Source organism: Demequina subtropica (genome assembly GCF_000971235.1).
Taxonomy (GTDB): Bacteria; Actinomycetota; Actinomycetes; order Actinomycetales; family Demequinaceae; genus Demequina; species Demequina subtropica.
In genome coordinates, this window is sequence record NZ_BBMB01000006.1 from 17,425 (window position 1) to 32,110 (window position 14,686).

Here is a 14,686-nt window from a genome sequence, read left to right on the forward strand (position 1 = left end):
CCTCACGGGCCGGGGCATCGTCGCGTCACCCGCCGGTCAGGTCGCCGACCTCCGCCGACACGGGCTCGCTGAACACCAGCACCTCGAGCGCGGCGCCTGCGAGCGCGGCCTCGACCTCGGCGTCGGCGGGGTCGTCGGAGATGGCGCCGATCACGTCGGCAGGGTCGACCAGCGACACCACCGCGGACACGAGCGTGCCCGACTCGGTGTCGCCGACGAGCACCGCACGGCACGCGCTCGCCTCGGCATCCGTCACCGTGTCGGACCAGCACAGCGCGCCGCTGACGTCCTCGGCGGAGCCGTTCGCGTCGAGCAGCAGGTCGAGGATCGAGTCGGCGGTGTCGAGGAACGTCGCCTCGGGGCTCCCGACCCAGCACTCCAGCACCGCGTCCTCCTCGCCCGTGGCGATGCCCGACATCTGGACCGTGTCCTCGCACGATGTCGACGTGAGCCCGAGCCCGGAGAGATCCGGCAGGTCGGTGTCGGTCGGCGACGAGCACCCGGCGAGCCCCGCCGCGAGCGCGAGCGCGGCGAGGGCTCCCGCGGCGACCCTCATCGACCCTCGCGGTTGACCGCGGAGATGATGGCCTTGAGCGTCGCCGTGGTGATCGACGGGTCGATGCCCACGCCCCACAGGATCTGGTCCCCGATCGCGCACTCGACGTAGGCGGCCGCGGTGGCGTCGCCACCCGTGCTCATCGCGTGCTCGTGGTAGTCGAGCACCTCGACATTCACCCCGCGCGTCGCGAGCGCCGCCACGAACGCGGCGACGGGGCCGTTGGCCGACCCCTCGATGGTGACCGCCGCTCCCCCGTCGGTGATGTCCGCGGAGAGCGTGTCGGGACCGGTCTCGCTCGACGTGCCGCGCGTGCCCACGAGCGAGAGGCGTCCCCACTTGCGCTCAGGGTCCGCCGCGGGGAGGTACTCGTCCTCGAAGATCTGCCACAGCGTGTCCGCGGTCATCTCGGCGCCCGTCGCATCGGCCTCCCGCTGTACGACGCGCGAGAACTCGATCTGCAGGCGGCGCGGCAGGTCCAGGCTGCGCTCGTTCTTCAGCAGGTACGCGACGCCGCCCTTGCCCGACTGCGAGTTGACGCGGATGACGGCCTCGTAGGAGCGGCCCACGTCCTTGGGGTCGATGGGCAGGTACGGCACGGCCCACAGGAGGTCGTCGACGCCGACGCCCTGCTTCTGGGCCTTCGCGTCCATCGCCTCGAGGCCCTTCTTGATCGCGTCCTGGTGGGAGCCCGAGAACGCGGTGAACACCAGGTCGCCGCCCCACGGGTGGCGCGGGTGCACGTCGAGCTGGTTGCAGTACTCGACCGTGCGGCGCACCTCGTCGATGTCCGAGAAGTCGATCTCCGGGTCGATGCCCTGGCTGAAGAGGTTCATGCCCAGGGTCACCAGGTCGACGTTGCCCGTGCGCTCGCCGTTGCCGAACAGGCAGCCCTCGATGCGGTCCGCGCCGGCCATGTAGCCCAGCTCCGCGGCGGCGATGGCGGTGCCGCGGTCGTTGTGCGGGTGCAGGCTCAGCACCACGGAGTCGCGGTAGTCGAGGTTCCGGTTCATCCACTCGATCGAGTCGGCGTACACATTCGGCGTCGCCATCTCGACCGTCGCCGGCAGGTTGATGATGACCTTGCGGTCGGGCGTGGGCTTCCAGACATCGAGCACCGCGTTGCAGACGCGCACCGCGTACTCGAGCTCCGTGCCGGTGTAGGACTCGGGGCTGTACTCGTAGAACACCCGGGTGTCGGGGATGGTCTCCTCGAACTTCTGGCAGAGCATCGCCCCATGCGTCGCGATGTCGAGGATCTGGTCCTCGTCGGCGCGGAAGACGACCTCGCGCTGAAGGATGCTCGTGGAGTTGTAGAGGTGGACGATCGCCTGCTTGGCGCCCTTGAGCGACTCGTAGGTGCGCTCGATCAGGTGCTCGCGCGCTTGCGTCAGCACCTGGATGGTCACGTCATCGGGGATGCGGTCCTCCTCGATGAGCTGGCGCACGAAGTCGAAGTCGGTCTGGCTCGCGCTCGGGAAGCCGACCTCGATCTCCTTGTAGCCCATGCGCACCAGGAGCTCGAACATGCGCAGCTTGCGCTCGCCGTTCATGGGCTCGATGAGGGCCTGGTTGCCGTCGCGCAGGTCCACCGCGCACCAGCGCGGAGCCTTCTCGATGCGCTTGCTCGGCCATTGCCGGTCCGGCAGATCCACCCGGATCTGCTCATGGAACGGCGCGTACTTCCGGATGGGCATAGGGGACGCCGTCTGGGCGCCGCCGGTGTAGTGGCTCATGATTCCTCGCTGCTTCGCTGTGTCCTGGGGTCCTCGGTCGGCAGGCGAAGGGCCGCGACGAGGGACCGACCTGGGCTAGGCCTCGTCGCGGCACGTAAGCAGCGAGCGTGCACGCATAGAGCCACCATAGCCCACGCGCCTCCCCACCAGTGGCGCGCATCGGCCGCGCCCCACCTCGCCGCCGGGACGCCGACCACGCCTCTTCGGGCGCGAGACGACCCGACGGGACGCCGACCTCTTGACCTTCGTACTAAGTACGAATAGCCTGGGAGTCACCACACGTACTTAGTACGAAACCTACAAGGAGAACCCTCATGTCCACGACCGCCCCGACCACCGAGACCCCCCAGCACGCCTCCCCCAGGAAGGACCACCCGTGGTGGGCCGTGCCCGCGATCCTGTCGATCATCATGCTGTCCAGCGGCGGGCTGTTCGTGCTGATCGCGTATGGGATTCGGATCATGTCCTCGGCGGGCTGAGCGCCCTCACCCGAGGGCGACGACCACCGCCGCCGCGGCCAGCACCACCGAGACCGGGGCCATGACGAGGCGCTCGGGCCTGCTCCGGGACATCGCGTTCGAGCCGATGGACAGGACGAAGAACGCGACGCAGACCCACATGGCGACCTCGCTGAAGGTCTCGCCGAACAGGTCGATGGCATCCGCGCGGTCCCAGGCGATGAGCCCGATCACCCCGTAGACCGCGATCGACACAGCGCTGCCGACGCGGAGGCGGGCCGGGAGCACCCGGTGCTGGCCGCCCCACGCGAAGCGGCCGAGCGGCGCGCCGAGCACCAACGCGGCCTGGAGCACGGCAAGACCCGCAAGGACGACGGTGAGGACGATCACGGCGGCCATGCAGGTCCCCCCTCTCGTCGGGCATCCTTGCACGGGCCGGTGCGTCGGCGCACGACCGATGTCGGTGAACCGCGAGAAGCCGCGCCTCTAGAAACCGAGGCGCCCCAGCTGCTTGGGATCGCGCTGCCAGTCCTTGGCCACCTTGACGTGCAGGTCGAGGTAGACCTTCCGGCCCAGCAGGTGCTCGATCCCCGCCCGCGCGGTCGCGCCGACCTCCTTGAGCCGCGAGCCGGCCTTGCCGATGATGATGCCCTTCTGCGAGTCACGCTCCACGAACACGTGCGCGCGGATCTCGAGCACCGGCCGGTGCGCGTCCTCGGAGTCGGGCTCGACCATCTCCTCGATCACCACGGCGATCGAGTGCGGGAGCTCGTCGCGCACGCCCTCGAGCGCGGCCTCGCGGATCAGCTCCGCGATGCGCACGTCCTCCGGCTCGTCGGTGAGGTGGCCCTCGGGGTACAGCGGGGGGCCCTCCGGCAGGCGGTTCGCGAGCACGTCGACGAGGGTGTCGATCTGGATGTCCTTGACCGAGCTCACGGGCACGATGTCCGCCCACTCCCCCAGCTGCGACACGTCGAGCAGGTGCTCGGCGACCCGCTCGCGCGACACCTTGTCGACCTTGGTGACGATCGCCACCACGGGCGCGCGCGTCTCCGCGAGCTCACGCGCGATCCACTTGTCGCCCGGGCCCACCTTCTCGTCGGCCGGCAGGCAGAACCCGATGACGTCGACCTCGAAGAGCGTCTCGCGCACCAGGTCGTTGAGGCGCTCGCCCAGCAGCGTGCGGGGACGATGCAGGCCGGGCGTGTCGACGATGACCAGCTGCGCATCGTCCCGGGTGACGATGCCGCGGATCGCGCGGCGCGTGGTCTGCGGGCGGGACGACATGATCGCGACCTTCTCGCCCACGAGCGCGTTCATCAGCGTGGACTTGCCCGCGTTGGGGCGTCCCACGAAGGCCACGAAGCCCGACCGGTGCTCACTCATCGTCGCCATCCTTCCGGCCGCGCCTGCGCGGCACCGTCTCGTTCTCGCCCGTGTCCTCGGGCGCCTCGGCGCGCTCCGCGATCACGGATACCAGCGTGCGCCTGCGGCCCTCGGCCCGCTCGGCGAGCAGCAGGAGCCCGTGCGCCGTGGCCTGCGAGCCCGGGATGGGCACCTTGCCGAGCGCCTTCGCGAGCAGCCCCGCGACGGTCTCCACGTCCTCGTCGTCGATCTCGACGTCGAAGAGCTCCGCGAGCTCGTCGAGGCCGCAACGCGCGGGGATCCGGTAGCGGCCCTCGCCCAGGTCCTCGACCTCGGGGGCGGACCGGTCGTGCTCGTCGACCATCTCTCCCACGATCTCCTCGAGCGCGTCCTCGATGGTGACCAGGCCCGCGACGCCGCCGAACTCGTCGACCACGACGCCCATGTGGAACACCTCGTCCTGCATGCGTCGCAGGAGGTCGTCCACCGGCACGGACTCCGGGATGAACTCGGGGTCGCGCACCAGCGCGTCGACCGGCTCCTCGAGCCGCTCGGGGTGGTCCCACGTCGCCCTCACCACGTCCTTGAGGTACAGGACGCCGCGGATGTCGTCGACACCGTCGCCTATCACGGGCACGCGCGAGAACCCGGAGCGCATGAACAGCAGCATGGCCTTGCGCGCAGGGGTGCCCGCCTCGATCGTGATCATGTCGGTGCGCGGCACCATGACCTCGCGCGTGAGGGTGTCGCCCAGGCCCACCACGGAGCGCAGCAGCTCGGCGTCCTCCTCCTCGAGCGCGTCGGTGGCCTGCTCGACCAGGTCCTCCGGCTCGGACAGCTCGCGGATGCGCAGCGGCGGGACCACCGCCCGGATAGGCGAGGTGAGCCGCACGAGCACCCACGCGAGCGGCGCGAGGGCGCGCACCGCGGCCTCGGGCGCGCGCCGCGCGGCGGCGCGCGGCCACGCACGCACCACCACGAGCGAGAAGAAGCCCGCGATGGCGACCGCGAACACGAGCGAGGCCTCGGTCTCCCACCCGGCCGCGCGGCCGATCTCGAGGGCGAGCGCGGTCCATGCGACGAGCGCGACGGCCTCGAGGACCGCGTACGCGACCGACGCCGCGTTGTCCGCGTGGTCGGGCAGCGCCGCGAGCCGGGCCGCGCGCGTCGGCCGGCCGTCGGGCCGCAGCTGCGCCGCGATGCGACGCTCGTCGGCGTACGGGATCTGCTCGAAGGCGGCGACGAGCGCGTGCAGCACCGCCGCCCCCGCGAGCCCCGCCGCGAGGACGACGACCAGCAGGGTGATCGCGGTCGACGTCATCGGTTCGCGAGGAACGTCAGCAGGAGGTTGCGCTGGAGCGCGAACATCTCCTTCTCCTCCTCAGGCTCGACGTGGTCGTAGCCCAGCAGGTGGAGCAGGCCGTGCGTGGTGAGCAGGAGCATCTCCTCCTCCGCCGAATGGCCGGCCGTCGCGGCCTGGCGCGCGGCGACCGACGGGCACACCACGATGTCGCCCAGCAGCCCGGCGGGGGTGGGCTGGTCGGGGGTGCCGGGGCGCAGCTCGTCCATGGGGAAGCTCAGCACGTCCGTGGGACCGGGCTCGTCCATCCACTGGAGATGGAGCTGCTCCATCGCCTCCTCGTCGACGAACATGATCGCGAGCTCCGCGCCCTCCGCGACATGCATCTGCCCCAGGACGTAGCGCGCGAGCTCCGCGAACTCGACCTCGTCGACGGTCGCATCGGTCTCGTTGTTGACCTCGATCACTGCCGCTCCTCCCGCTCGAACCGGCGCTTCTGGCCGGTGGGCCGCGCACGCCCCTGCGTGCGCTCGTCGTTCTCGGCGTACGCCGTGATGATGTCGCTCACCAGGCGGTGGCGCACCACGTCATCCGCGTTGAGGTGGCAGAACGCGATGTCCTCGACGCCGGTGAGGATCTCCGACGCCGCGCGCAGGCCCGACTTGGTGCCCCCGGGCAGGTCCACCTGCGTGACGTCGCCGGTCACCACCATCGTGGTGCCGAACCCCAGCCGCGTGAGGAACATCTTCATCTGCTCGCGCGTGGTGTTCTGAGCCTCGTCCAGGATCACGAACGCATCGTTGAGGGTCCTGCCGCGCATGTACGCGAGCGGCGCCACTTCGATTGTCCCGGCCTCCATGAGGCGCGGGATGGACTCGGGGTCCACCATGTCGTGCAGCGCGTCGTAGAGCGGCCGCAGGTACGGGTCGATCTTCTCCGAGAGCGAGCCGGGCAGGAAGCCCAGCCGCTCGCCGGCCTCGACGGCCGGGCGCGTGAGGACGATGCGGTTGACCCGCTTCGACTGCAGCGCCGCCACGGCCTGCGCCATCGCGAGGTACGTCTTGCCGGTGCCGGCGGGACCGATGCCGAACGTGATGGTGTGCGAGTCCATCGCGTGGACGTACGCCGCCTGGCCTTGCGTCTTGGGGCGGATGGTCCTGCCCCGCGTCGACAGGATCGAGCGGCTGAGCACGCCCGCGGGACGCTCGGCGACCTCGGTCGCGGTCCCGACGGACGATGCGGCGCGTCCCGAGGCGCCTGTCGAGCGCAGCATGCGCACGGACTCGCGCGCGACGTCCGGCGTGAGCGGCACGCCCGCGCCCAGCACGTCGCGCAGCTCCTCGACCGCACCGGCCGCTGCCGCGACATCGTCCTCGTCGCCGGACAGCGTGATGCGGTTGCCGCGCACCATGATGTCGACCGCCGGGAACGCCTTCTCCACCTCGCGGAGCACGCCGTCGCCGGAGCCGAGAAGGTCCGGCATCCGTGCGGCGTCCTCGACCACGACCACCCGGGTGACGCTCACGCGGGGTCCCAGCCGAGGGTCGCGCCGCCGAGCACGTGGGCGTGCACGTGGAAGACGGTCTGGCCGGCGGCGGCGCCGGTGTTGAAGATGAGGCGGTGCTGCCCGCCGGACTCGGCGTCGGAGACCTGCTGGGCGACGATCGCCATCTCCGCGAGCACGTCGGGGATCTCGCGCGCGGCCGCCGCGACGTCGGGGACGTGGACCTTGGGAGCGACCAGGACATGCACGGGCGCCTTGGGCGCGATGTCCCGGAAGGCGACGACGTTCTCGGTCTCGACGACCTTCGTCGCGGGGATCTCCCCCGCGACGATCTTGCAGAAGATGCAGTCCGTGGTGCTCATCCCCCTAGCGTAGTGACCGCTCACCGGGACGGGTGGCCCTGCGGTGCGGCCCAGTGCCCGCGCAGCGCGCCGAGCGCCGCGAGCGCCGCGGGACCCGCGGACGAGGCGCGGAGCACGTGGGGGCCAAGCACCACCGCGTCGGCTCCCGCGGCCCGCAGCGCATCGACCTCGGCATCGGAGATCCCGCCCTCGGGGCCCACGATGAGCCACACGGGCTGGTCGGGGTCCGCCCACGCGAGACCCGCGAGGGGCTCCGCCGAGGCCTCGTGGAGCACGAGCACGCGGTCCCCGGCTTCGACGGCCGCGCGCACGAGCGCCGCGAGCTGCTTGGAGGTCACGGCATCGTCCACCGCGGGCACGAACGCCCGCCGGCTCTGCTTGGCCGCCGCGAGCGCGAGCGACGCCCACTTCTCCCGACCCTTGGCCGCCTTGGGCCCTCGCCACTGCACGATCGCGCGCTCGGACGCCCACGGCACGATGCGGGTGGCGCCGAGCTCGACCGCGGCCTCCACCGCCTGCTCGTCGCGTCCGCCCTTCGCGAGCGCCTGCACGAGCGTCACCAACGGGTCGAGATCGCGGCCCACTGCGTCGACGGCAACCTCCATCCACCGGTCCCCCGTCGCGGCGATCATGCCGCTCGCGCGCGCGCCCGCGCCGTCGACCACGTCGACGCGCTCGCCCGCGTGCCGGCGCTGGACGGTCACGGCATGGCGCGCCTCGTCACCCTCGACGCGGATCCGGTCCCCCGCGGCCGCCGTCGCGGCCGCGGGATCGACGAAGACGGGTGCGGTCACCGCTCCCGGCCCAGGAACGCATCCTTGAGCCGGGAGAAGACGCCGCCGCCGATGGGCGCGAGCCGCGCCTCAGGCGCCTCCTCGCCGCGCAGCGCGGCGAGCTGGCGCAGCAGCTCCTCCTGCTCGGCGGTCAGGTCCGTGGGCGTCACCACGTCGAGGTGCACGAACAGGTCGCCGCGGCCGGCGCGCTGAAGCCGCCCGACGCCGAGACCCTTGAGCTTGACCGTGGATCCCGCGTGGGTGCCGGGTCGCACGTCGACGTCCTGCGGACCGTCGAAGGTGTCGACGGACAGCACCGTGCCGAGCGCCGCGGCGGTCATGGGCACCTCGAGCGTGCAGTGGAGGTCGGAGCCCCGACGCTCGAATACGCCGTGAGCACGCTCGCGGATCTCGATGTAGAGGTCGCCCTTCTGGCCGCCCGCCACGCCCGCGTCGCCGACGCCGGTCATGCGGATCCGCGTGCCGGTCTCGACTCCGGCCGGGATGTCCACCGAGACGGTGTGACGCGAGTGCGTCCGGCCCTGGCCCGAGCAGTCCGTGCACGGGGTCTCGATGGTGGTGCCGTAGCCGCCACAGGCGGGGCAGGGCGCGGTGGTCATGACGTTGCCCAGGAGCGAGCGCGCGACGCGCTGCACCGACCCCTGGCCGTTGCACTGACGGCAGGTCTGCGGCTGGGTGCCCGGCGCGCAGCACGAGCCGTGGCACGTCGAGCACACGTCGGCGAGGTCCGCCTGGATCTCGCGGGTGACGCCGAACACGGCCTCCTCGAGCGTGATCTCCGTGTGGACCAGGGTGTCGCCGCCGCGCTGCGTGCGCGAGGCCGGCCCTCGCTGGGCGGAGCCGAACGGGCCCGCGCCGCCGCCGAAGAAGGTCTCGAAGATGTCCTCGAACCCGAAGCCCTGCGGGCCTCCCGCGCCGCCCGACGCCGAGCGCGGGTCCACGCCGCGGTCGTACTGCGCGCGCTTGTCGGCGTTGCCGAGCACGTCGTAGGCGGCCGAGACCTCCTTGAACCGCTCCTCGCCGTCCGCACCCGCGACATCGGGATGCAGCTCGCGCGCGAGCTTGCGGTACGCCTTCTTGATCTCCGCCTCGGTCGCGTCCCGGGAGACGCCCAGCGCGGCGTAGTAGTCCTTCACCTAGAGCTCCACCACTTTCGACAGATAGCGGGCGACGGCGCGCACGGCGCCCATCGTCCCTGGATAATCCATGCGCGTCGGACCGAGCGCACCCACGAGCGAGGAGGCGTCGCGACCGTACGCGGCGGCGACGATCGACGTGCGCGACAGCGCCTCGTAATGCGTCTCGGCGCCGATGCGGACCGAGACATCGTCCCCCTCGGCCGCCATCTCGTGCAACAGCCGCAGGAGCACCACCTGCTCCTCGAGCGCGTCGAGGACCGGCGCGATCGTGTCGGCCTCGAGCCCCGAACCGGCGCGCGCGAGGTTCGACGCGCCCGCGAAGACCACCCGCTCGACCGTGCCGCCGCGCGTCGCGGCGACCACCGCATCGGCCACCGTTCCCGCCCACGGCACCTGGTCGGGCGCCTGCACCCACAGCGTGAGGGCGGCCTCGAGGCGCGCCCCGCCCAGCCCGTGCGCGGTCGCGTTGACCTCCCGCACGGCGCGCTCGAAGTCCTCGTCCGACGTCGCCTCGCCGAGCGCGATGCTCTGCTGCTCGACGCGGGCATCGGACGACACCACGACCACGAGCGCATGCTCGGCGCCCATGCGCACCAGCTCGACGCGGCGCACCGCGGACTCGCGCAGCGACGGGTACTGGACCACCGCGACCTGGCGGGTGAGCTGGCTCAGCAGGCGCACCGAGCGCTCGACCACGTCGTTGAGGTCGACCGCATCGGACAGGAACGTGCCGATCGCGCGGCGATGCGCCTCCGGCAGCGCCGCCGCGGCGAGCTGGTCGACGAAGGACCGGTAGCCCTTATCGGTGGGGATGCGGCCTGCCGAGGTGTAGGGCTGCGCGATGAGCCCCTCCTCCTCGAGGATCGCCATGTCGTTGCGGATGGTCGCCGAGGAGACCCCGAGCGCACGCGTCTCGGCAAGGGCCTTCGAGCCCACCGGCTCATGCGTGGCGACGTATCCCTCCACGATCGCGTGGAGCACGGCGCGCCGACGTTCCTCGGTCACGGTCCCTCCTGGCACTCTGGCTTGCTGAGTGCTAATCCTATCGTGGCGCCCCGACCGTCCCGCCGGGCGCGCGAGGGTGCGCGGAATCTCCTCCGAGACCCGCGCGTTACGAGGCACGTCTCACTACGATCGAGAGAGGGGCCGCTCCCCCGGCGGCCCGCCAGCACACCGACGAAAGGCTCTGCCATGACCGAGAACCCGACTCCCCCGGCCTCCCCGAGCGGCGCCGCAGGCGACACGGGGCTCGCCACCGTCGCCCACGCGACGGTCTTCACCGGCTTCCTCATCCCGCTGATCCTGTGGCTCGTGGGCCGCGAGCGCAACGCGTTCACCGACACCGAGGGCAAGGAGGCGCTGAACTTCGGCATCCTCGTCACCATCGGGTACCTCGCGGCGAGCGTGCTCGGTCAGATCGGTCTCGGCTTCTTCGGCTGGCTGCTCAACCTCGCGGTCTTCGTGTTCGCCCTCGTGTTCGGGATCCAGGGCGCGGTCGCCGCGAGCAAGGGACAGGGCTACCGCTACCCGTACACGCTGCGCCTCGTCTCGTAGGGGTCGCACCCCGACGCGGATCAGGGCCCCGCTCCCCCTCCGGGTGGATGCGGGGCCCTGCCTCGTCCTGCGAGGCTGGAGCCATGAACGAGCAGACCACACCCCACGCCCCCGACGGCGGCGCCGAGCAGCCGTCGCAGCAGGCCTTCGGCGGCCAGGCCTACGACCAGACGCCGCCTTATGCGCAGACGCCGCCGCCCTATGCCCCGGCGCCCATGCTGGAATCCGACGCCCGGACCATCGCGATGCTGATCCACATCCTCGCGGCGATCGCGATGCTGCTGTCCGCCGGCACGCTCGCGTTCGTGGTCCCGCTGGTGATGTGGCTCCTCTACCGCGAGCGCAGCGCGCTCATCGACCACCACGGCAAGACGAACCTCAACCTCCAGCTGACGTCCCTCGCCGTCATCATCGGCGGCACCGTGATCGGGTTCGCCACGCTGTTCATCGGGTTCATCGTGACCGGCCCCCTGATGATCGCCTACGCGATCTACGCGCTCGTGATCTCGATCATCGCGGGCATCCGCGCGAACCGCGGCGAGTACTACCGGATCCCGCTGATCATCCCGTTCGTGCGCTGACGGCGTCGAGCAGCCCCTGCTCGACCACCTGCGCGAACCGCTCCATGCCCGCCTGGTCGGGGTGGATCCCGTCCGGGCCCAGCACGGTCGGATCCGCCTCGACCGCGTGCTGCCAGTCCGCGAGCACCACGGCATCATGGCCGCGGGCGGCCTGACGCACCGCCTTCTGCGAGCCCTTCATCCACGAACGATCGCCGTACGGGGTCACCAGCACGAGCGACCGGTCCCCGACCACCTCGAGCAGCCGATCCATCTGTGCCCCCGGGACCGCGCCGTTGGTCCCGAGCGCGACCACCACGTACGGGCGCAGCCGCCCCTTGCGCGCGAGCGCTTCGAGCCGGTCGACCCCCGCCGAGAACTGGCGGCCCACCTCCGCGTCGATCGCGATACCCGGGAGCGCGGCGGTCAGCGCCGGCGCCGCCCCGAGCGCGACCGAGTCGCCGACGACCGTGACGTCGGCGCCGGCCGGCAGCTCGGGCTCCGCCGCTACGGGGGGCGTGCCCGGAGCATCGGACGATGCGGGCGGATCGAGGCGCACCACGCCCGGGACCTCGCGCCGCGCCTCCGTGAGCGGCACCGTCGATCCGACGGGCACGGGAGGCCCCAGCGTGGCGCCCCCGGGCGCCGGTGCGGGGACGCCGACGACGCTCGCGCTCGCCCCGATCGAGGCGGCGCCGGCATCGAGCGCGACCTCGAGCGAGGTGCGCTCGGGCGCGATCGCGACGCCCCACCCGGCGAGCCCGATCACGGTCGCACCCGCGCACGCGAGCCCGACGGCACGCGCCCGCCGGAGGCTCTCCCCGTCGCCGAGCGCGTCGCGCAGGCGCCGCCATCCCGCCCGCACCGACCGAAGGAGCCCGGCGCGCCGCACCGGCATCTCGAGCCAGCGGTACGAGGCCGCCGCCGCGCCCACCGTCACCGCCACCGTCAGCACCACCGTGAGAAGTGAAGGCGCCTGCACGCGACCGCCGTCCAGCAGGGTCGCCAGCACCACGAGCACGGGCCAATGCCACAGGTAGATCCCGTACGAGCGATCGCCGATCCACCGCAGCGGCGCGGCGTCCAGTCGCGCGCCCACCTCGGGCACCACGAGCACCATCCTGATGACCGCGACCGCGGCGACCGACGCGGCGAGCAGGCCGCCGCGGTACGTCCACGGCGAGTCCCACGGCAGCGCGAGGGCGAGCGCCGCGAGCGCCGCGGCTCCGAGGGCTCCCACTGCGAGCGCGCCGGGGGCGCGTCCGCGCGACCCGGCCCGCGCATCGTCACCCGACCAGGCGAAGGCGAGCGCCGAGCCCGCCATGAGCCCGAAGGCGTGCGTGTCGGTGCCCATGTAGGCGCGCGTGGGGTCGATGCCGGGCGCCGCCATGAGCGCCATCGCGACCGCCGATGCCGCGGCCAGCGCGCCGGCCGCGACCGCGGCGCGCCGCGCCGCGAGCCCGAGCGCGGCGAAAGCGACCACCACGAGCGGCCACACCACGTAGAACTGCTCCTCGACGCCGAGCGACCACAGGTTCTCGAACAGGCGCGGCGACGATGCGCCGGCATAGCTCTGCCCGGACGCGACGGTCGCCCAGTTGCTGGTGAAGGTCGCGGCGGCCGCGCCCTGCGCGCCCGCGCCGACGAGCAGATCGCCCCACGGCGAGCCCTCGACCTCCCCGCCGTTCGCGCGGAGCACGGCCGCGCCGAGCGAGACGGCGGCCGCCGGGACCGCGACCGCGGCCGCGAGCGCCGGCACCAGCCGTCGGATCCGATGGCTCCAGAACCGTCGCAGCGAGACGCGGCCGGCTGCCGCGCGCTCGCGCACGAGGATCGTCGTGATGAGGAACCCCGAGAGCACGAAGAACACGTCAACGCCCACGTAGCCGCCGGGCACCAGGGCGGGCGCCAGGTGGTAGGCGACCACGAGCAGGACCGCGACCGCGCGGAGCCCGTCGAGCCCCGCGATGCGCGCGCGACCCGGCGCCGGCGTCGAGGACGTGCGCGGGGCGGGACGCGTGAGGCTGTCGATGCTGATGGTCGTGCCGGCGGCCGCTGGCCGCCGCTCCTTCCGAGGACGGGTGGCTCGAGGGGCGAGCGACAAGCGTACGCGCGCGTGAGGCCCATCCCGGACCGCCGCGTCGGCGCGTCACGTGAGGGCGCGCACCACCATGTCGGCCAGCAGCCGGCCGCGCCGCGTGAGGCGCAGGGTGCCGCGCAGCGCCGCGCCGCCATCGAGCAGCTCGTCGGCGATCAGGCGCGCGATCGCCTCCGCCCGCCCGTCCACGCTCTCGGTCGGCACGCCCTCGCGCAGGCGCAGGCGCAGCATCACCTCCTCGAGACGGAGGTCCTCGAGGCTCAGCTCCTCGCCCTCGGCCTCGGGGCTCTCGCCCGCCGCGAGCCGCGCGGCGTACGCGCGCGGGTGCTTGACGTTCCACCACCGCCGCGCGGGGGTCTCCGTCCCGTCCACGATGCGGGGTCCCAGGTAGGAATGCGCGCCCGGACCGATCCCCCACCAGTCCTGGCTGCGCCAGTACGCCATGTTGTGGCGGCAGCGGTCCGCGCTCTCGCGGGCCCAGTTCGAGACCTCGTACCAGGAGTAGCCGGCCTCGCTCAGAAGCGTGTCCGCGAGCTCGTACATGTCCGCCTGGACGTCCGGGTCGGTCGGAGCCACCTCGCCGCGGCGCAGCTGGGCGCCCATGCGGGTGCCGGGCTCGATCACCAGCGCGTAGGCGCTCACGTGGTCGGGCTCGAGCGCGAGCACCGTCTCGAGGCTCGCGCGCCAGTCCGACAGGGACTCCCCCGGCGTGCCGTAGATGAGGTCGAGGCTGACCTTGAGGCCGGCGTCACGCGCCCAGGCGACCGCGCGCTCGACGTTGGCGGGGTTGTGCGTGCGGTCGAGCGTCGCGAGCACGTGCGGGACCGCGGACTGCATGCCCAGGCTCACGCGCGTGAAGCCCGCCCGCGCGAGCGCATGCAGGGACTCGCGCGTCACCGAGTCGGGGTTGGCCTCCGTGGTGACCTCGGCGTCGGCGCTCAGCCCCCACGTGCCGCGGACGCCGTCGAGCAGCGCGATGAGCGCGGACGAGTCGAGCATCGTCGGCGTCCCGCCGCCGAAGAAGACCGTCCGGACGGCGCGCGCGTCCCCGCGCATCGTGGTCCGCGCGAGCTCGAGCTCCTGGAGCGCGGCCTCGACGTAGCCCTCGCGCGTCGCCCCCTCGACCTCACCCGGGGCGTAGGTGTTGAAGTCGCAGTACCCGCACCGCACCGAGCAGAACGGGACGTGGATGTAGACACCCAGGTCCCTCGCCGCTACACCGTTGGCCATAACGTCATCATGCCTGGTGACAGGCGACTC

16 protein-coding genes are annotated in these 14,686 nt (G+C 72.5%); 3 read left to right on the forward strand and 13 right to left on the reverse strand.

Features of this window, described 5'->3' with window-relative positions; all coding sequences use genetic code 11:
* Positions 1–25 precede the first annotated feature (25 nt).
* Entirely contained in the window at positions 26–556 is a 531-nt protein-coding gene (locus AOM06_RS06065; protein ID WP_062303863.1) for a hypothetical protein, read from the reverse strand.
* Positions 553–2,292 carry a 2-isopropylmalate synthase gene (gene leuA / locus AOM06_RS06070; RefSeq protein ID WP_062303864.1) on the reverse strand — a complete coding sequence of 580 codons (1,740 nt, stop codon included), beginning with the start codon at positions 2,290–2,292 and terminating at the stop codon, positions 553–555. The genes AOM06_RS06065 and leuA overlap by 4 nt, the downstream gene beginning before the upstream one ends.
* Positions 2,293–2,606: 314 nt before the next feature.
* On the opposite strand from leuA, the gene AOM06_RS14725 reads away from it, so the two are divergent.
* Positions 2,607–2,771 (forward strand): hypothetical protein, encoded by a 165-nt coding sequence (locus AOM06_RS14725; protein WP_156163604.1) that lies wholly within the window; start codon positions 2,607–2,609, stop codon positions 2,769–2,771.
* Positions 2,772–2,777: 6 nt separating this feature from the next.
* Here the strand turns inward: AOM06_RS14725 and AOM06_RS06075 are convergent, their stop codons facing one another.
* From AOM06_RS06075 to hrcA, 9 genes are all read right to left on the reverse strand, one after another.
* Positions 2,778–3,149 (reverse strand): hypothetical protein, encoded by a 372-nt coding sequence (locus AOM06_RS06075; RefSeq protein WP_062303865.1) that lies wholly within the window; start codon positions 3,147–3,149, stop codon positions 2,778–2,780.
* An 87-nt stretch (positions 3,150–3,236) separates the two neighbouring features.
* Positions 3,237–4,136 carry a GTPase Era gene (era, locus tag AOM06_RS06080; RefSeq protein ID WP_062304037.1) on the reverse strand — a complete coding sequence of 300 codons (900 nt, stop codon included), beginning with the start codon at positions 4,134–4,136 and terminating at the stop codon, positions 3,237–3,239.
* Entirely contained in the window at positions 4,129–5,436 is a 1,308-nt protein-coding gene (locus tag AOM06_RS06085) for a hemolysin family protein (protein ID WP_062303866.1), read from the reverse strand. The genes era and AOM06_RS06085 overlap by 8 nt, the downstream gene beginning before the upstream one ends.
* A complete protein-coding gene (gene ybeY / locus AOM06_RS06090) occupies positions 5,433–5,882 on the reverse strand; it encodes an rRNA maturation RNase YbeY (RefSeq protein ID WP_062303867.1) in 450 nt (149 codons plus the stop codon). Before ybeY ends, AOM06_RS06085 begins: the two co-directional genes overlap by 4 nt.
* The gene (locus AOM06_RS06095) at positions 5,879–6,898 is read right to left on the reverse strand and encodes a PhoH family protein (RefSeq protein WP_082105378.1); all 1,020 of its coding nucleotides are present in this window, start codon (positions 6,896–6,898) and stop codon (positions 5,879–5,881) included. The genes ybeY and AOM06_RS06095 overlap by 4 nt, the downstream gene beginning before the upstream one ends.
* A gap of 38 nt (positions 6,899–6,936) precedes the next feature.
* Complete coding sequence (locus AOM06_RS06100; RefSeq protein ID WP_062303868.1) at positions 6,937–7,281, reverse strand: histidine triad nucleotide-binding protein; 345 nt, start codon at positions 7,279–7,281, stop codon at positions 6,937–6,939.
* A gap of 20 nt (positions 7,282–7,301) precedes the next feature.
* The gene (locus tag AOM06_RS06105; RefSeq protein ID WP_062303869.1) at positions 7,302–8,075 is read right to left on the reverse strand and encodes a 16S rRNA (uracil(1498)-N(3))-methyltransferase; all 774 of its coding nucleotides are present in this window, start codon (positions 8,073–8,075) and stop codon (positions 7,302–7,304) included.
* Positions 8,072–9,211, reverse strand: coding sequence for a molecular chaperone DnaJ (gene dnaJ / locus AOM06_RS06110; RefSeq protein WP_062303870.1), 1,140 nt, complete (start codon positions 9,209–9,211; stop codon positions 8,072–8,074). The genes AOM06_RS06105 and dnaJ overlap by 4 nt, the downstream gene beginning before the upstream one ends.
* Positions 9,212–10,219: a heat-inducible transcriptional repressor HrcA gene (gene hrcA, locus AOM06_RS06115; RefSeq protein ID WP_062303871.1), complete on the reverse strand. Its 1,008-nt coding sequence runs from the start codon at positions 10,217–10,219 to the stop codon at positions 9,212–9,214.
* A gap of 186 nt (positions 10,220–10,405) precedes the next feature.
* On the opposite strand from hrcA, the gene AOM06_RS06120 reads away from it, so the two are divergent.
* The gene (locus AOM06_RS06120) at positions 10,406–10,768 is read left to right on the forward strand and encodes a DUF4870 domain-containing protein (RefSeq protein WP_062303872.1); all 363 of its coding nucleotides are present in this window, start codon (positions 10,406–10,408) and stop codon (positions 10,766–10,768) included.
* A gap of 83 nt (positions 10,769–10,851) precedes the next feature.
* Positions 10,852–11,349, forward strand: a complete 498-nt coding sequence (locus AOM06_RS06125) for a DUF4870 domain-containing protein (RefSeq protein ID WP_062303873.1) — start codon at positions 10,852–10,854, stop codon at positions 11,347–11,349.
* Here AOM06_RS06125 and AOM06_RS06130 read toward each other — a convergent pair.
* The gene (locus tag AOM06_RS06130; RefSeq protein ID WP_062303874.1) at positions 11,330–13,432 is read right to left on the reverse strand and encodes an acyltransferase family protein; all 2,103 of its coding nucleotides are present in this window, start codon (positions 13,430–13,432) and stop codon (positions 11,330–11,332) included. The genes AOM06_RS06125 and AOM06_RS06130 overlap by 20 nt on opposite strands.
* A 45-nt stretch (positions 13,433–13,477) precedes the next feature.
* Positions 13,478–14,656, reverse strand: a complete 1,179-nt coding sequence (hemW, locus tag AOM06_RS06135) for a radical SAM family heme chaperone HemW (RefSeq protein ID WP_062303875.1) — start codon at positions 14,654–14,656, stop codon at positions 13,478–13,480.
* Positions 14,657–14,686 lie beyond the last annotated feature (30 nt).